At 43.4% G+C, this 18,355-nt stretch carries 15 protein-coding genes and 2 pseudogenes; 1 reads left to right on the top strand and 16 read right to left on the bottom strand.

What is annotated here, in order from left to right; all coding sequences use genetic code 11:
• Positions 1-66: 66 nt before the first annotated feature.
• The 4 genes from HBA50_RS03615 to parE form a co-directional block, all read right to left on the bottom strand.
• Positions 67-1,149 (bottom strand): hypothetical protein, encoded by a 1,083-nt coding sequence (locus HBA50_RS03615; RefSeq protein WP_045496637.1) that lies wholly within the window; start codon positions 1,147-1,149, stop codon positions 67-69.
• Positions 1,150-1,186: 37 nt separating this feature from the next.
• Entirely contained in the window at positions 1,187-1,933 is a 747-nt protein-coding gene (locus HBA50_RS03610) for a DUF6261 family protein (RefSeq protein ID WP_045496634.1), read from the bottom strand.
• A gap of 189 nt (positions 1,934-2,122) precedes the next feature.
• Positions 2,123-3,427 carry a hypothetical protein gene (locus HBA50_RS03605; protein WP_045496631.1) on the bottom strand — a complete coding sequence of 435 codons (1,305 nt, stop codon included), beginning with the start codon at positions 3,425-3,427 and terminating at the stop codon, positions 2,123-2,125.
• 11 nt (positions 3,428-3,438) lie between these two features.
• A complete protein-coding gene (gene parE, locus HBA50_RS03600; RefSeq protein WP_045496628.1) occupies positions 3,439-5,388 on the bottom strand; it encodes a DNA topoisomerase IV subunit B in 1,950 nt (649 codons plus the stop codon).
• Positions 5,389-5,610: 222 nt separating this feature from the next.
• Here parE and plsY point away from each other — a divergent pair, with 222 nt between their 5' ends.
• On the top strand, positions 5,611-6,255 hold the full coding sequence (plsY, locus tag HBA50_RS03595) for a glycerol-3-phosphate 1-O-acyltransferase PlsY (protein ID WP_045496624.1): 645 nt from the start codon (positions 5,611-5,613) through the stop codon (positions 6,253-6,255).
• 181 nt (positions 6,256-6,436) lie between these two features.
• Here the strand turns inward: plsY and HBA50_RS10585 are convergent.
• From HBA50_RS10585 to HBA50_RS03535, 12 genes and pseudogenes are all read right to left on the bottom strand, one after another.
• Positions 6,437-6,496: pseudogene (locus tag HBA50_RS10585) on the bottom strand (hypothetical protein); the annotation flags it as partial.
• Positions 6,497-6,508: 12 nt separating this feature from the next.
• Positions 6,509-8,695: pseudogene (gene nt5e, locus HBA50_RS03585) on the bottom strand (cell surface ecto-5'-nucleotidase Nt5e); the annotation flags it as partial.
• Between the two features lie 141 nt (positions 8,696-8,836).
• Positions 8,837-10,105 (bottom strand): dihydroorotase, encoded by a 1,269-nt coding sequence (locus HBA50_RS03580; protein ID WP_045496617.1) that lies wholly within the window; start codon positions 10,103-10,105, stop codon positions 8,837-8,839.
• Positions 10,106-10,117: 12 nt separating this feature from the next.
• The gene (locus HBA50_RS03575; RefSeq protein ID WP_002904550.1) at positions 10,118-10,582 is read right to left on the bottom strand and encodes an NUDIX hydrolase; all 465 of its coding nucleotides are present in this window, start codon (positions 10,580-10,582) and stop codon (positions 10,118-10,120) included.
• An 8-nt stretch (positions 10,583-10,590) separates the two neighbouring features.
• A complete protein-coding gene (locus HBA50_RS03570; RefSeq protein WP_045496606.1) occupies positions 10,591-11,244 on the bottom strand; it encodes a uracil-DNA glycosylase in 654 nt (217 codons plus the stop codon).
• Between the two features lie 59 nt (positions 11,245-11,303).
• Positions 11,304-12,830, bottom strand: a complete 1,527-nt coding sequence (locus HBA50_RS03565; RefSeq protein WP_045496603.1) for a glycosyltransferase-like membrane protein — start codon at positions 12,828-12,830, stop codon at positions 11,304-11,306.
• 112 nt (positions 12,831-12,942) lie between these two features.
• Positions 12,943-13,572, bottom strand: coding sequence for an orotate phosphoribosyltransferase (gene pyrE / locus HBA50_RS03560; RefSeq protein WP_005589648.1), 630 nt, complete (start codon positions 13,570-13,572; stop codon positions 12,943-12,945).
• A gap of 47 nt (positions 13,573-13,619) precedes the next feature.
• On the bottom strand, positions 13,620-14,312 hold the full coding sequence (gene pyrF, locus HBA50_RS03555; RefSeq protein ID WP_045496601.1) for an orotidine-5'-phosphate decarboxylase: 693 nt from the start codon (positions 14,310-14,312) through the stop codon (positions 13,620-13,622).
• Positions 14,313-14,515: 203 nt separating this feature from the next.
• Positions 14,516-15,454: a dihydroorotate dehydrogenase gene (locus HBA50_RS03550; RefSeq protein WP_045496598.1), complete on the bottom strand. Its 939-nt coding sequence runs from the start codon at positions 15,452-15,454 to the stop codon at positions 14,516-14,518.
• 12 nt (positions 15,455-15,466) lie between these two features.
• Positions 15,467-16,273 carry a dihydroorotate dehydrogenase electron transfer subunit gene (locus tag HBA50_RS03545; RefSeq protein WP_045496595.1) on the bottom strand — a complete coding sequence of 269 codons (807 nt, stop codon included), beginning with the start codon at positions 16,271-16,273 and terminating at the stop codon, positions 15,467-15,469.
• Between the two features lie 210 nt (positions 16,274-16,483).
• Positions 16,484-17,449: a hypothetical protein gene (locus HBA50_RS03540; RefSeq protein ID WP_045496592.1), complete on the bottom strand. Its 966-nt coding sequence runs from the start codon at positions 17,447-17,449 to the stop codon at positions 16,484-16,486.
• Between the two features lie 27 nt (positions 17,450-17,476).
• The gene (locus HBA50_RS03535; protein ID WP_045496590.1) at positions 17,477-18,322 is read right to left on the bottom strand and encodes a hypothetical protein; all 846 of its coding nucleotides are present in this window, start codon (positions 18,320-18,322) and stop codon (positions 17,477-17,479) included.
• Positions 18,323-18,355 lie beyond the last annotated feature (33 nt).

The following is an 18,355-nucleotide window of genomic DNA, read 5'->3' as shown; positions in this document are numbered from 1 at the left end:
TACATATTACTCTTCTTTCTTTTCTAATTTAGTCTATTAGAATCAGTTAATATCAAGATTGTACTGTCAGTATTCCTTAGACAGATAGTCTAAAAGGCATTGTTTGACCTTTTCAAATTCTTGCAATTTATTCCCCTGTAATAATAGCGTACCTGTAGAAGGGTAATGAGTTAATGCTTGACCTAAAAATGTCCATTGTTCACCATGTTGCACATACTTACTACATGTAGTTATTTTATTGTTTTTTTTCAGATTTTCAATGAGACTATCTACCGCTATCTTAGATAATTCTCTAATAGAAAAATTACCACCATTCGACTCTATAGTACAAGATTCATTCTCGCTAATCTGCCAATTTCTATGTTTTCTATCACTATCAGCAAAAAACTCTCTATGATCTTCTTCACTATATCCATTCTTATAAAAATCATCATAGTCCGTTTGTGAGCTTTCTAAATCAAAACCAGAATCAACATTTGGAATAAAATAGTGGTTAAACTCATCTGGTGATGATATGGGTACAAAAAATATTTCAGTTCCAATAGGATATTTGTCACTTGAATTTTTAAAGACCAGTTTCACTTCATAATAGACTGATTCTTCGCTTAGCAATAACCGGTGCACTTTTTCTTCGATTTCTGCTTGCTCTTTATTTGCTCTAGAAAATTGTGTAAAAAGATTTTTATCCCGAGAATCGATAGAAATTTTAGACCACTTTTCTTGGGTATCCTGATGTTGAGCATTTAAAATTTTATATCCAACTACATATTTATGGAATCTTCTCGCAAAAACATGTCCTCTGTGAAAGTACCAATCTTCACCATCCCCTTTGGGAATATTTCCTTTCGGAAAAGCATCCGGAGTTTCGTTTAATGATCCCAAATCATCACTTTTAGCGGGAAACTTTAAAATCGTTTCCCACCCTCTTCTAAGAGAAGTGGTTTCCTTTGTTTTTTCATTATCGAATCCGGTTAGCTTAAAATATCCATTATTTTCCCATGACATTTCAATCAAATTATTTGTGCTGAATTGAAATTCGGGATAGAAATATTTAATCTTATCAAGTCTATTGCTAAGGTCTAAAAAAACAAGTAATTCTTCTTGATTTTCTAATCCAAGTCTTTGTAATATTCTTTGTTCAGTAAACATAGCATTCTCCTTGCCAAAATGTATTTACAAGAAACTTCTACTTCGCCCCCGCCACTTCTTCTTTCACCTTCTTAGCAGGTTTGCGTTTTTTGTAGCGGCTGCGGATAGTGTTGAGGTGGTCACGGAGATTGACCATGTGAGTTCTTTCGGGATAAGCGTAAGCACCGATGGCGGTGAAGTCCACAAGGAAATCATAGATTTCTTGCAGCTTGAGGCGGACAGTCTTATTCTGGCTTGGAGCCTTGCCCTTGAGCTCAGTCAGTCGCTCCTTGTAGATCTTGTTAAAAGCTTTCTGAGCAGCAGCCAGACTGTCGACATGGGCTTCCAGATGAAGCTTGCTCAGTGTTGTCTGGTAGGCCGGCTTTTTCAGCTCTTGAAGCAGATGGTTGATGCCTTCCGTCTCCTTTTCAAAGCTAGTGCTAGCTAGGCCACTGTAGTTTTTCAGGAGCTGAGATAGGGTCTCGTAGGCTTCCTTGGTCGCTGCGTCCTTGACCCGTGCAAAGGCCCGAACCAAAGACTGGAGCGTAGCCAAAGCATCGTCACGCTCGCGGTCAGCCTGATCCAAACTAGCCACCAGCTTGCTGGACTTGGTCTGATGAAGCCCGCCTTGTAGCTTAGCCAAAAGCTGCTCCATCTCCGCCAGCTTAGTCGTGTAAATAGCATCCACCTTGTTAGCCTTATTAAAAGCCGCAATCTCCTCCATGCTCTCAGACATGAGCTGGAAAAATTCGTTGTTTTCTAAATTGCGTACAGTTAAACTAGTGATTCCATATTCTTTTTTCATAAAACTCCTCTTTCTTCATGTGGTTTTTAATCTTTTGCTCCAAAATTGCTCGGAACACATGTAAACGTTCGGTTTTTACTCTAAAAATGCAAATCACATATATGGGATTTAGTTTTTTGCTCTGAAACAAGAAAATCTTGATGTATCATTTTTTATTTTAGAGGTGAAATACTAGGATATATATCATTTTTAATCCAAAGGTTCAATAAAGTAATTCTTCATGCTTAATAGATGACTATAAGTAATAATGTCATCTAAATCATAAGATAAGCCTTTTTTAATTGAATTTTCTATTAATTCAATAATTTTATCATCTTCATCAGATAACGATTGGGGTCTGCTCGGGATTAGATTTCTTGTATTAGCCTGACTTGAAGTCGTAAATTCAAACACAGTATAAATTTTATTACCTTTAAAAGTTCCTTCAATAACCAAAAGACTTTTCCCTTCATAGAAAAAATCATTCACCAATTGTGCTGGTCCGCCAACACAATCAAAGGTATAGAATTTTTTGAAACCTTTCATCATTCTATTAGAAAGTTTACTCCCAACTTTGATATCCCCTATTTCGGCTTTATTCGTCACAATCCATTTATCTGAAGTTCCATCGGAAAACAAATCTTCAAAAATAGCTTTACTTTGTAGATAGTGCTCTCTAAAAGATAATCCTTCAAAACACATTTTCATATTCTGATAATCAGATTTTTGATATAAGGTAACAGATTTATCTCCTAAGATTTTTAGCATATCCATTTCAGATAATTTATCTATAAAATTTATTTTATGTTCAATTAATTCAATCCATGTTAAAGCTCGATTGATTTCGTATTCAAGCGTCTTTTTCCATAACTTATTGACATACCAAAAATTGACATCCTTCAATACTAAATCTTCATACTGAGATTTCAATTCATAACAGTTAACAGAACGACCTTCTAACTCGATAGCTTCAAAATACCAATCAAAATCTGAAATATCCGGACTCTGCACTTGTTTAATCGCTTCTAAAAGCTCCTGATGTTGCTTGCTGCCTTGTTCCTGTAACTCAGAGATTTTATCTCTAGTTTTCTCATGCATTTCAGAATGAGCTCCTAAATCAGATTGACTCATATTAGAAGCTTTTTGAACAGCTTTAATCAAGCATTTATCTAATTCATCCATCAATTCAGATGATAGGGAATCATTAAAATCTTGGGGTCTATCCTTTCTACTAAGGAAATCTTTAAACCCTTCATAACTGTTATAATTACTATTCAATGAATAGCGAATCTTCACAAGCTCTTCAAAAACTTGATTTTCCTTCCAGAATTTGGCTATATCATCATAACTCGGATTGTCGCCGTGTCTCTCCAATATTATATTTTCAAAATCGCTTACCGCTTTTTGAATTTCTTGGCGTTCTATTTTCTCATTTAGCCCTGTTCCCTCTAGCAATTTATCTAAATCTAATCCAGTTATACCAAATGCAAAAGATGCTAGTTTTTGTTTATCCATATATTATTCTCCTAAAAAATAACTTCCCCACTCTCCTCAAGCGTAAACTTAACATTATCTTCAATCCACTTGCGGCGTGGTTCGACCTTGTCACCCATGAGGACATTGACACGGCGTTCGGCGCGGGCCAAGTCTTCGATGGTGACACGGATAAGAGTGCGGGTATCAGGATTCATGGTGGTCTCCCAGAGCTGGTCGGCGTTCATTTCACCGAGCCCCTTGTAGCGCTGAAGCATAGCTCCTTTGCCAAACTTACGGCGCAGGTCATCCAACTCGCCATCAGTCCAGGCATACTCAACGACTTCGCTTTTGCCCTTGCCCTTGGACATCTTGTAGAGAGGCGGCAGGGCGATATAGACGCGGCCGGCCTCGACCAGCGGGCGCATATAGCGATAGAAAAAGGTCAGCAGCAAGGTCTGGATATGGGCACCGTCGGTGTCCGCATCGGTCATGATGATAATCTTGTCATAGTTGGCATCCTCAAGGGTAAAGTCTGACCCAACACCCGCTCCAATGGTGTAGATCATGGTGTTGATTTCTTCGTTCTTGAGAATGTCAGCCATCTTAGCCTTAGCAGTATTGATAACCTTACCACGCAGAGGCAGGATGGCTTGGAACTTACGGTCACGGCCTTGCTTGGCAGAGCCACCGGCAGAGTCTCCCTCGACCAGATAGAGTTCGTTCTTGGCTGGATTCTTGGACTGGGCTGGAGTCAGCTTACCAGAGAGCAAGCCCTTGTCTTTCTTATTCTTCTTGCCATTGCGGCTTTCGTCACGCGCCTTGCGGGCTGCCTCACGGGCATCTCTGGCCTTGATGGCCTTACGGATAAGGTTAGATGCTAGCTCACCATTTTCCAAGAGGAAGAAGGTCAGCTTGTCAGAGACGATGGAGTCCACGGCAGGACGAGCCAAAGGGCTGCCCAGCTTGTCCTTGGTCTGGCCTTCAAACTGCAGGTGCTCCTCTGGAACTAGGATAGAAAGAACAGCAGCTAGACCCTCGCGATAGTCTGAGCCTTCCAGATTCTTGTCCTTTTCCTTGAGCAGGCCTGTCTTTCTAGCATAGTCATTCATGGCCTTGGTAATAGCGGTCTTGAGTCCCGTCTCGTGGGTACCGCCATCCTTGGTGCGGACGTTATTGACAAAAGACAGGATATTGTCGGAGTAGCCGTCGTTATACTGGAGGGCCACTTGAACTTGGAAACCACTCTCCTCCCCCTCAAAATAGAGGACAGGAGTCAGGGTTTCCTTGTCTTCATTGAGGTAGCTGACAAAGTCCTCAACCCCGTTTTCATAGTGGAATTCTACTTCTTCGCCAGTGCGAGCATCGGTCAGCGACAGGCGGACATTCTTGAGTAGGAAGGCTGATTCCTTAAGCCGCTCCGCAATGGTGTTGTACTTGAAGTCTGTCGTTGAAAAAATCGTATCATCCGGCATGAAGGTTACTTTGGTCCCAGACTTGGACTTAGGTGCAGTGCCGATTTTCTTGAGCGTGGTGACTGGTTTTCCCCCATTTTCAAAGCGTTGCTTGTAAACAGCCCCGTCGCGCGTGATTTCCACTTCCAGCCAGCTGGATAGGGCATTGACAACAGAGGAGCCTACACCGTGGAGACCGCCCGAGGTCTTATAACCCCCTTGACCGAACTTACCCCCAGCATGGAGAACGGTGAAAATAACCTCAACCGTGGGAATGCCCATCGCGTGCATACCGACTGGCATTCCGCGTCCGTGGTCTGCAACGGTTAGACTGCCGTCTTTATTAATCGTCACATCGATCCGGTCACCGAAGCCTGATAAGGCTTCATCGACTGCATTGTCCACAATCTCCCAGACCAGATGGTGAAGTCCCGCTCCGTCGGTCGATCCGATATACATCCCTGGACGTTTGCGGACCGCATCCAACCCTTCTAATACCTGAATGGCATCGTCATTGTAATTGTTAATATTGATTTCCTTTTTTGCCACAAGGAACCTCCTGCATGATAGTCATCCTTATTATCTTACAAGTTTTTGATAAATTTTGCAAAGTTTTTTTCTACAAAATACCCTTTAAAGGCTGATAGAATCTGGATTTTAAGTGATTTTGGAGAAAGGCAGCCTAGCTGCAGGCGTCAGACTAGACAATTCTCTAAAAATATTCTTATCATAGTCCTTTGTCCAAGTTCCAAATCATGGTATAATAAAATCATGATGAACACGATAATTGGATTATTACTAGCATATTTACTGGGCTCCATTCCGACAGGTTTGTGGATTGGACAGATTTTCTTTAAAAAGAATCTCCGCGAATACGGCAGTGGCAATACCGGCACGACCAATACTTTCCGGATTTTGGGAAAGACGGCCGGCACTGCCACCTTTGCCATTGACTTTTTCAAAGGTACACTGGCAACGCTGCTGCCGCTTTTCCTACATATTGAAGGGATTTCACCACTGATTTTTGGTCTCTTGGCCGTGATTGGCCATACCTTTCCAATCTTTGCTGGCTTTAAGGGTGGCAAAGCCGTAGCGACTAGTGCAGGAGCTGTTCTGGGCTTCTCACCCGCTTTCTTTATCTATCTGATATTGGTCTTTGTGACAACCCTCTATCTGGGAAGTATGATTTCCCTCGCTAGCGTGGTTTCTGCAAGCGTGGCTAGCCTATCTGTCTTGATTTTCCCTGCTTTAGGCTTTATCCTACCTAGCTATGATTTCCTCTTTACCCTGATTATCATTCTCTTAGCAACTATTATCATCCTTCGTCATCGGGACAATATCCAGCGGATTCGAAATAAAACTGAAAACCTAATCCCTTGGGGCATCAACCTGACCAAGCAAAATCCAAAAAAATGAGAGTGGGACAAAAATCGGTAATTCGTTAGAATTCGATTTCGTCGTCCCACCTCCGCACAGTTGAGTAGGGCTGTAAATGCTGATGAAATCAGCGTAATATAGCCCACTCAACCACTGCGTCTTGCTCGACAATCCAAAAAAACAATTGAGAGGCTAGGACTTTTGTCCCAGCCTCATTTTTTTAATCTTTTTGAGTTTTTTTCAGGCCTGCTGCACCCAGCATTCCGAATACCAAGCCAAACATAGAAAGAAGGAAAGGATTCTTGCTTCCTGTTTTCGGAAGAGTTCCTTGTTTGCTTGCTACTTCTGTCGGACGAACCTGTGCTGGAGCTTGATAAGTCGCCTTATTAGCTGCTGGCTGAGCTGTATTTGGCTTCTCAACAGAAGGTTGTTCTTGTGGTTTTGTCTCAGGCACAACCGGATGATTAGGCTGGCTCGGAGCCACTGGATTGCTTGGTCTTGTTGGAACTGTTGGATTAGTTGGGTTGGTAGGATTTGCTGGGTTAGTCGGATTGGTTGGGTTTGCTGGATTGCTTTGTCCAGGCTTAGAAGCGGCATCTTTTGGATCAGTGCCCTGCTGGATTTCCTCGATATCTGTGTAACCATCTCCATCTGTATCCTTGCTAGCAGACATAGAAATCGTGCGAGAATTTGGATTGATTGCTGCATAAGCTGTCAAATCTGCACTTTCCAGATATTCTGCAAAGGCCACGTCCATAGATGGACCTTCCTCACGCGCACCACCCAGCATGGTATAACCATCACCACCAGCTGCTAGGAAGTCATTGGTTGTCAGGTAATAGGTCTTAGCCAAGTCAAGGGCTTCATAAGCACCTGTTTCTTTGTTTTTGATTTCGATGCGAAGGATCCGTTTCTCTGCTGGCAGAGTTGTGTCATAGTAAACTTTGGCACCAGAGACTTGCAAGAAACCGCCGCTTGGCTCTAGCAATGGTTGGCCGTTTTCATCCAAGACAGGTTTTCCATCTTTTTCTTGCAGAATGGAGCCTAAAGATTTGGCAAACATATCTGCGATATTCTGACCTGTTACCTTGATTTGAGAAATGGTATTTCCAAAAGGCAATACAGCGATGACACTTCCCTTTGTGATTGGCTTGTCTTTGGCAATGGTTTCCCGTAGGCCGCCACCGTTGGTCACAGCCAAGTCTGTTTTGTTGGCAAAGCCTGTCTGTCCGTATTTGTAAAGGGCATCTGCTACCACATTCCCCAGATTGGTTTCTCGAACGCGGACATTTTCACGGTCACCGTTAAGCTCAACAGGGCTATTGGCCACGATTACCTTAGCATTTTCTGCATCGTATTTTTCCTTGATCTTCTTGACCATTTCTGCTACAACTGGGTCTGGACTAGCTTTTTTAGCTGTTGCAGCTGGGATTTGCTGAGGATTGCCCAGAAGTTGGTTGGCCTTGAAAGTAACTTTACCGATATTGTGCAAATAACTACCAGTTTGGTTGTAGGTCACATTTTCACCGTAAGTAGTGGACTCTACTGTGTGAGAATGGCCGTCAATCACTGTAACCCGCTTGCCCTTCAGCTTAGCGTTTTTAGAAAGAGCTTCAGCCAAGGTAGAACCGCGCCATTCAACTGGTGTCGTAGTATCCACACCCAAGTGAGCCAGAACGACATAGTTTTTGTAAGTCTTGCCTTCAGCTGCTGCACGTGCTTCAACTTCGTCAATCACGCGATTAACCTCTGTGATTGGATCCGCAAAAGTCACACCTTGAATATTTTTGGGGTGCGTTTTGGTAGCTGTCTCAGGAGTGGTCACCCCGATCACGACAAATTCATCACCTTCTACATTCTTATCCTTGTCCACAATAGTTGATGCTTGGAACACACGGGCATTATTGGCATAGGTATTAGCACTGAGAAGTGGAAAATTGAGGATTTCTTTGTATTTTTTGGCTTCATCCAAACCAAAGTCAAATTCATGGTTTCCGACCGCCATAGCATCATAGCCGATTTCATTGAGAATCTTCGCTCGCTCTTCCCCTTTGGAGCTGTTAGAAATTGGCAGACCTTGGAAAGCATCTCCTGCATCTACAACCAGCGTTTGAGGATTTTTCGCACGTTCTTCCTTGATAACTGTTGCAAGTTTGGCATCTCCGATAACACCTTTTTCTTCGACGATACGACCGTGCACATCGTTTGTATGAAGGATGGTAGCTTCAGGCAAGCTTGCGTCAGACGCTCCTGATACATCTTGAGCATTAGCTGCGATGGCCGCATTTACGCTAGCTTCATCGGCAGAAACGCCACCTGCTTGTGCTAAATCCGTGTCAGCTGGTTTTGGAGCTGAGTCACTCACATTTGCTACAGCAGTTGCTGGCTGAACCTCATCCGCAGCAACTTGATGGTCCAAAAAGGCAGGTGCCAACAGAACCGTCGACAAAACAGGTAAAATAAGATGCTTCTTTTTCATAAATAAAAGCTCCAGTCTATGTTTTTTCTACTATTATACTGTTTTTTCTGTAAAAAGGGAATGCTATTTCAAAGAATCATTCTTCTTAATACGAAAAACGTTCCAAAATAACATGGAACGTTGATTTTATATGAATGTCTGCTAGGCTTGGAAGACGATTTCCCCATCGCAGATGGTATATTTGACTTGGCCTTTGAGCTCTTCGCCAACAAAAGGTGAATTGGCTGCCTTGGAGGCAAAATGGTCGGAAACCAGACGGTCAGCTTTAGGATCAAAAATAGTGATATCCGCTGGGCCTTCTTCGGCTAGAAAACCAGCATTAAAATCGTAGAGACTAGCTGGATTGACTGTCATTTTCTCCAAAAGTTCCATCAAGCTTAGATGACCAGCCTCAACCAAGTAGGTCAGACCTAGAGAAAGCGAGGTCTCAAGACCAGTCATGCCAGAAGGTGCTTTAGTGATATCTTCTACATTTTTCTCGTCGGCATGGTGAGGTGCGTGGTCCGTCGCAATGACAGAAATGACACCCGATTTGAGCCCTTCGATAACGGCCAGACGATCCGATTCTAAGCGCAGAGGCGGATTCATCTTAGCATTGCTGCCCTTGGTCAATAGCAGAGCTTCTGTCTTCGAGAAGTGCTGAGGTGCTGCTTCAGCAGTGACTTGAGCGCCTAGCTTCTGAGCGAATTCGACCACCTTTACACTCTCAGCCTTGGACAAATGCTGGATATGCACATGAGCTTTAGCATCGTGGGCAATCATAACATCGCGGGCAATCATACTGTATTCGGCCACACCTGTCGCGCCACAGATATGAAAATGCTCTTTAGCGATATGCTCATTGAAACCGAGGATGCCGTTGAGGTTGGGATCTTCCTCATGCAAGCTGATAAAAGTATTGTTTTTGCGTGCTTCTACGAGGGCTTGGCGGACAATGCCAGCGTTGGTCAGCGGAATACCGTCGTCAGAAAAACCTACTGCACCAGCTGCCAAGAGAGCTTTGAAGTCTGTCAAATGCTGACCATCGAAATTCTCAGTAATCGTCGCGACGGACTTGATATGGATATTTTCACGACTAGCTGACTCCAGCACTTCTTTCAGGGTTTCAACTGTAGAAATGGTCGGATTGGTATTGGCCATCATAACAACCGTTGTAAAACCGCCCGCTGCCGCTGCCAAGGCTCCTGTGTGAATGTCTTCTTTATGAGTCTGGCCCGGCTCCCGGAAGTGAACGTGAATGTCGACCAGACCGGGGGCAACGACCAAACCACTAGCATCTAGGACTTGGGCATCAGCCGCTTCCAGATTTTGGCCGATTTTGACAATTTTCTTGCCCTCCACCAGCACATCGCACACTTGATCCAGACCAGACTTAGGGTCCATTACACGGCCATTCTTGATTAGTAGCATTTTTTATCTCCTTTACTCGTAAAAATCGACCTGCGTGTCGAGCAGTTTATCACCATCATAAACAAACTTTGCTGAAAAGAAGGGCTTATCTTCCAGTAGCCACTCAACAAAGGTATGATCGCCTTCCCAGGTTGGTTTAGATAAAACCTGATCATAGGGCACCCATTCCAAAGTCCCTTCATTGCAGTCAATCAGTTCCCCCTCAAACTCCGTCACCTTGAAAACATAGGTGTACCAGTCCAGGTCGGGAGTAAATTCTGGAAAAGTAATAACACCTTTGAGAACAGGCTTGGCCTTTAGACCTGTTTCCTCTAAAATTTCTCTAGCAGCGCATTCCTGCGGGGTTTCTCCTCGCTCTAGCTTGCCACCGACACCAATCCACTTCCCAGCATGAACATCATTGGGCTTTTTGTTGCGGTGCAGCATGAGAAATTCCCGCCCATTATCGATATAACAAATCGTTGCTAACTGAACCATACTACCTCCTATGCTAACCAATCGATTGGCTCCAAGCCCTTAGCCACTAAGAATTCATTGGTACGTGAAAAGGGTTTGCTGCCAAAGAAACCTCGATAAGCAGAGAGGGGGCTTGGATGGGCCGACTCGATAATCAAATGTTGGGAATTACTAATCAAGGCTTTTTTCTTGCGGGCGTAAGACCCCCATAGGATAAAGACAACTGGATCCGACTTTGCATTGACGACCTTGATAATAGCATCAGTAAAAGGCTCCCAGATTAAGCCGGCATGCGCATTGGCCTGACCAGCAGGCACTGTCAGACCAGCATTGAGCAAGAGAACACCCTGCTGAGCCCAGGAAGTCAAATCATGCGACTCTTTCACTCCGATATCATCTGCCAGTTCTTTGAGAATATTCTGCAAAGAAGGCGGAGCTGGAATGTCATCAGGCACCGAAAAACTCAATCCCTGTGCCTGTCTCGGTCCGTGGTAGGGATCCTGCCCCAAAATAACCACCTTAACATCCGCTAAATCCGTCGTCTGAATCGCATTAAACACCTTTTCCCGAGGTGGGTAAATGGTCCCTGAAGCATACACTTCGTCTAAAAAATGATTGATTTTTGCAAAATAACCTTCCGGCAACTGCTCCTTAATCAAAGCGTGCCAAGCTGAATGCTGCATACATGTCTCCTTTTTATTTTACATTCCATACTTACGGGCAACTAAGCTGACAAGTCTAGTTAGACCTTCTTTTCCCAAAATTTCATGCGAGTCAAGTCGAGCGGATATTGGGTCAAGCCAACAGCAGATAGAATCAAAATCTGTGGCAAAAACTGAATCAGATAACGGGTCTTGCCTCCCTCAAAAATTTGCAAAAAGAGGAGGCCACCAAAGACTGCCAAAATTAAGAAATTCAAGGAATCATTTGGTCGGTATTTCCAAAGGGCAAAGACAAGCCCCAAAGCCATAATAATCCAAACTGCCTGCTTGAGCAGCGAATAAAAACGAAAACTATTCTTATCAGAATTGAGGAAAAAGTCACGGATAAACTGAGCAAATGCATTGTCTTTTGTGAACTCATAAAGCGGTGAAATATAAGGTGTCTTTTCATTTTCAACACTGCGATAGAGCCAACCCAAGTTCCCTTCAGCAACCGTCAAAGAGTGTTTATAATACAGGTGTTGTAGAAAGGTCAGCGGAGTGTATTCTTTCAGACGGCGCTTGATTTCTTTGATGACATTTTCCCTGGCAAACATGCCATTATTGTAGTCAGCCCGCTTGTCGGGTTCCACATATTGCAACAACCCTTCCTTCATGTCCTCCTGATCGTGACCGATATTGGTTAGCCCCAGATTGATGAAAAGTAGTGGCCCTTTGGCCAGTCCTTGGCCTTGGATAATCGGCACTTCAGTCTGGTGGGCTAGACCATAATGAAGCGGAAGGTAGCCAGCTGAAAAGCTTAGGGCAAAGACCGCAGCAGTCAAGAAAAACTTTTTCCAGTTTTGTCTCAGAAACAAAACTCCAAAAACAGCAATCAACAGAATCATCACTGTCGGACGAATCAAAAAGGCAAGACTGGTTAGAATTCCTAATAAAAGGCTTCTAGCAATGATTTGGCGACTATCGTCCTTATTTTCCAACAGACTGAGAGCCAGAAAAATCTGCAAACTAATCAAAGGCAAGGGAGGAATATCCGTGTACATGGACATGTAGTATGGCGAAAATCCGACCAAGGCCACATAAAGGCTAAAAACTGCATCTGATGTAGCCTGCGAAAAGTATCGCTGACAGCCTTTGTAGAGGATCCAAGACGCAATATTGACGTAAAAAAGATTGAGTCCCTGCATAATCCAGAGCGCTGCATCGCCAAAAAGGTTAAAGAAAAAACGCTCATAGAGAAAGAGGGGCAGATTATTAGGATTGCGCGTTAGATAGCTGGAAATAGAGGACTCTTTCAGATACTTGAAAGCCCCTGTAAAAACCACCGCCGCATCCCGTCGAATCAAAAGCTCAGCCGATAGGAGCATGATGAGCTGAAAAAGGAGAGCTGCTAAAGCAATGGCCAGCTTGTGCCTCATGAGAAAATGATAAAACTTTTTAAGCTGAAACCGATAGCGATTCGCTAAGATCGCCAAGACTCCAAACAAAATCAGAGCCAAGCTACTCAACTGCGACACATGAAAAATAGCTGTAAACAGCCAATGAAGACTCAATACCAGCATGATTTTTTGTAGAATCAAAAAAGTGATATGATAAATCTTAGACATGGCTTTATTATAACAAAATCAGGCACTTTTTGCTATTTTAAAAAGTGAGCAGAGGCCAAGTAAATCCTAAAAAGGAGACAGGAACATGCTAGTCCCGCCTCCTCGTACCTTCTTAATTTTGCCAGTTTTCTTGATCGTCTTTGAACTTCTTCAGCAAAGTCAATCCTTCTGCATTGATGTAGCCTTCTTGCTCAGCCAAGTGGATAAGTTCTGTGTAGTTAGACAAGGTCACCAACTTCACACCTGCATCCGCAAAGTTCTTATCTGCTTTTGGTAATTCGTAGGTGAAGATAGCTGCAGCACCGATTACATCTGCTCCTTCACGCTTGGCTGCCGCAATAGCATCCAAGACAGAGCCACCAGTGGAAATCAAATCTTCAATCACAACCATCTTTTGACCAGGAGCCACTCGGCCTTCAATCTGATTGCCTGCTCCATGATCTTTGGGTTTGCTGCGGATATATGCAAAAGGCAGATTCATCTTGTCGGCAATGATAGCACCGTGAGGAATGCCCGCCGTTGCCGTGCCCGCAATCACTTCCACATCAGGAAATTCCGCACGAATCTTTTCGACAAAGCCATTTTCAATCAAGGTCCGAGTCTCTGGATAGGCCAAAGTCACTCGGTTATCGGTATAAATCGGTGATTTAATCCCAGAAGCCCAAGTAAAAGGCTCCTCTGGTTTCAAGTAAACCGCTTTGATTTTCAACAAGTCACGTGCAATATCGTTGGCTAAAGTCATTTTTTACTCCTTATACATCTGTTATTCGTTTCATTTAAAATTCTTATTTAGCTATTCCACTGTTTCTTAATTTCGTGATAAGCATCCCAAGGATTCTCAGCCTGAATAATCGGGCGACCAACCACAATATAATTACTGCCAATCTGGTGGGCTTCCTGCGGTGTCATGACCCGCTTTTGGTCACCGATTTCAGCACCGGCCGGCCGGATACCCGGTGTCACGCAAAGAAAATCGTCCGCCGTGGCTGCCTTGATGAGCTCAACTTCCAAGGCCGAGCAAACAACCCCATCCAGCCCAGCTTCCTTGGCTTTTCTGGCATAATTGACAACGGATTCTTGCACGGTTGTTTGGATATTTTGGCAGTCGCGCATATCTTCTTCACTGGTCGAAGTCAACTGGGTCACCGCTACTAGCTTCGCATTGTCACCGAGAACTTTTTTTGCCTCCTGCATCATCTCAACGCCACCAGCCGCATGAACTGTCACCATGTCAACCCCAAATGTTCCCAAAACAGACATAGCTGAACGCACAGTATTAGGGATGTCGTGCAATTTCAAATCGAGGAAAATACTATGTCCCAAGCCTTTCAGATAATGCACAATTTCTGGACCAATGGCATAAAAGAATTCCATGCCGATCTTGACGTACAGTTTTTCATCTTCAGGAAAATGCTCCAGAAAGTTTTTGACATCATCAAAAGATGGAAAGTCTAGGGCGATAATAGGACGTTCTTCACGCATGCAGTTTTTCTCCTTGCTTGTTACTTACTATAAGGATGATTACAATCATAGAAAAAACCTTGCCCGAGAGCAAGGTTACACGAAAATGTGGCAAAATCTGCCATTTTAAACGTATGCGCCTTAGAGCCTCTCTGGACTTCTTTAAAGGTTTTATCTTAAACATTCTATAATTTACTGGGAAGTTTGTCAAGAGAAAATAGAGCTTAAAGTAAATTTTCTCTGACTTCTTTTCTCAAGCTTTCTAAGCTTTCAATGCCGTATTTATCCATGACTTGCGGAAGCTTTTCTATAATGTTGGGACAGGCATACGGGTCAGTAAAATTCGCTGTTCCGACGCCGATGGCCGATGCACCAGCGATAAACATCTCCAGCGCTGCCTCTGCCGAGTCAACTCCCCCCATGCCGATGATTGGCAGTTTGGTAAACTGAGCGACCTGATGAATCAGCTTGAGTGCTACAGGAAAGACAGCTGGACCAGACATGCCACCTGTTCCATTAGCAATGATCGGCCGCTTCGTTTTCAGATCGAAACGCATTCCCACCAAGGTATTGATCATGGTCAGACCGCTCGCGCCCGCATCTTCTGCCGCCTTGGCTACTTGGGTAATATCTGCTACGCTGGGGGTCAATTTGACATAGACTGGAACTTGAGAGGCAGCAACTGCTGCTTTTACTGCTTCATAGGCTAGCTCAGGGACTTGTCCGATTAAAAGCCCCGCATTGCCATGATCCACATTGGGGCAGGAAATATTGAGCTCAATCGCCTTGACATTGGGAGCTTGGGAGATTTTTCCAGATACATAAGCATATTCTTCGTTGGAAAAACCAGCCACATTGGCAATAACCGGCAAGTCTGGATAGTGCTGAGCCAGCCAAGGAAGTTTTTCGGCCAAAACGGCATCGACACCTGGGTTTTGGAGGCCGATAGCATTGAGCATGCCAGCTGGCGTCTCAGCCACACGGGGCGTTGGATTGCCAAAGCGAGGATTTTGCGTCGTCGCCTTGATCATGATAGAGCCCAGTAGATCCAAATCATAGTATTTGGCATACTCTTGACCGAAACCAAAACAACCTGAAGCTGGAATGATTGGATTTTTCAGCTCTAAGCCTGGCAGAGAAATTTTCAAACGATTTTCAGTCATTTCCTTATCCTCCTAAAGCACGATAGTCCCAGTCTCAAAAACTGGACCGTCTTCACAAACCCGCTTATTGACCGCTTCATCCTGACCTGCTACATGAACGACGCAGGCATAGCAGGCGCCCATGCCACAAGCCATGCGAGACTCCATCGATAGATAGGCATGGGGATGATCGTGAAATTTTCGATCCACATACTGGAGCATACCGGGCGCCCCACAAGAATAGACCGCAGCAAACTCTTCTGTCAGCTCATCGACAATGGTTGATACATAGCCTTTTTGACCATAAGTCCCATCATCTGTAGTGATAAACAACTGGCTACACTCACGAAATTCTTCTTCCAAAATAACCGCAGATTGATTGGCAAATCCTAATACTGCTGTAACCTGGGCACCCTTAGCATGCAGTTCTTTGGCCGTTTGTAAGAGAGGAGGCACACCGATACCACCACCAATGATCAAGACCTTGTCGCCCTTTTCTACCGGAGACAAATCAAAGCCATTACCCTGAGGCCCCATGACATCAAGATAGCTACCGACAGGAAGCTGAGAGAAAATGGCCGTCCCGCCACCTTCGACCCGATAAATAATCCGGCAGATACCTTGCTCTCGGTCAATCTCCGATATAGAAATCGGACGCCGCAGCAGCTTGCTATCATCTGGCACTCGGATATGCAGGAATTGCCCGACCTGCATCTGGCTCACCATCTGGCCTTTCAGGCGCATCGAAAAAATCTGAGGCGCAATTTCTACTTGCTCCAGCAGCTCCATCTGCTCCAGCATAATCTTGCCAAATCTCTTTTTACAACTATCACTAACCATGACAACCTCACTTTCTACAAGAAAAAACCTCGCCGCAGCAAGGTTTCGCAAAAAACAAGGCAGTCAAATTGCCTCTTATACCGTTTTTCCTACCTTGCAGCCTCACTGGACTTGATTAAAGGTTAAATTGTAAACATTATATCGTTAGAGATGAGGAATGTCAAGGCATAAAAATTATTAGAATTTTCATGTCTCCGACTTACCACAGCCTTACCAGCTCTTGTCAAATTCACTATTTGCATTTGCCAGATAAAAACTGCCATCTTCCTGCCGCTTGAAAATCAGGGTTACTGAATCATATTTTCGTTCTAGATTTCGAAAGTTTCTATAATTGGCCCGTAGTGATAAGGGGCTATCGCTCATGCCACTTCCATAAATATTAAGTTCTGAAGGAAGTCCAAAACGCCCAACAACCTCTTGATAGGTCATCCCGCCTTTGCCATGCTGGCTATCGCCTATTTTTAATGTATCCATATCTTCTGGCTTCCACTTAAAGACAAATTCGTCTTTCGTCGCTGAAGGATAGTTACTGTCATCTAAATATACTGCACTTTTACTTATCAAATAATAGTTCTTGCCATTCGAATCAGGGTCATAAAAAACCAAATTGATTTCCTGAGGATGTCCTGATGAACCATATCTCGGAACATCTACAATTCTTGTTTTATAAGTTAGTGTCAATCCATTTTCGGTAAAACTCACATTTGAACCCTTACCGTATTTCGCAATGACTTCTTCTAAAGTTGGGCTATTAGTCCCCCCATTTTCCACCTTGAGCTCTACAAAATTATCCAATGTCCAATTAAAAGCAAACTTCTCTTCATCTTCCTCAACAATTTTCTTTTTCAGCTCCTTTTGTTCTTGGGTCAATTTTGATTCATCATCATTTTGCTGACTAGCCGAGCTATCTCCACTAACTGACGAGGATTTATCGTCATATTTGTACTTCAGTTCAGCTTTATTAGGAACCTGTTGCGATAAATAATAGAAGCCAAAGAACAAAGCAAAAGAGATTGCCACACAAAGAAGGGTAAAAGCCAAGCTAATTCTTTTTCTCTCCTCCTGCATCGTCATCGTGCTGAGCTCTTCTCGTTTTAGCTTTTGTTGACGATAAAGGTCTCTTTTGATCTCTCTAAACGAATGAAGATCACGTTTTTTCTTGCTACTTCTCCTCATTTTCCTCCTCTTTCTTATCGATTTAGTTTACTCACTTTCTTTAGACACCAAACGCCATCTACCATCTCCTTGCTTGTAGAATTCTAAATGAACTCTTTTCAATTGTTCTGGATTTTGCCAAGAATGCGGATTAACATAATCAACCCGCATCTTCAGTTGATTGTCGTCTCCAGAAATCGTCTGATATAGAGGTAAGCCGACTTTTAAAACAATCTCATCATATGGTGTACCTTTAGCTGTTCCTTCTCTAGCACCAATAACAAGACTATCGATGTATGCTTGCGTCCATAAAAAGGATCTTTTAGGATTGTTATCCACCTGAATTTTATCACTTGAAAGACTAAAATGGTATTTTGAAATAACCTTATAGACACCATCAAATTCAGCAAAGGTTAAAGATACATAGCCCGTACTACCATTTTTCGATTCCCAGACAAGGCGAATATGTTTTTGAACTTTATGATTTGGCAAAAAATCAATCCAGGCCCCACCTTGAACTGGTTTCCCAAATTCCTTTAAAACATCTTCCAAGACGGCTCCGCCCTTGTATTTGTTCATGGGAAGCGCGACTGCCTTTTCAACTGTCCAAAGAAAGGGACCGCTTTTTTCTGGAGAAACAATAAGACTTTTAGCGAATTGTTCTGCTTCAGCTTTCTCATCTTCCAAACTATTTGATGACGAACTAATCTGGCTAGACGGAGTTGGCGTCTGCTTAGCTTTGCTTTTTTCTGACAGAGAAAGTGTCAAAAAAACTGTTCCAATGAGAGAAAATACAACAATAGCTACTACCATGAACGGCAAAAACTTAGACTTATGGGTTTCCTTTTCTAGCTCAAAAGCAATATCTTCAAACGAATCTTCTTGTCTCTTCATCACTGCTCCTTATCAGTCTAAAAACTTATCATA

Origin of the sequence: Streptococcus cristatus ATCC 51100, from assembly GCF_011612585.1 — a bacterium.
Taxonomy (GTDB): Bacteria; Bacillota; Bacilli; order Lactobacillales; family Streptococcaceae; genus Streptococcus; species Streptococcus cristatus_H.
This window is presented reverse-complemented; position numbering and strand designations above follow the sequence as displayed.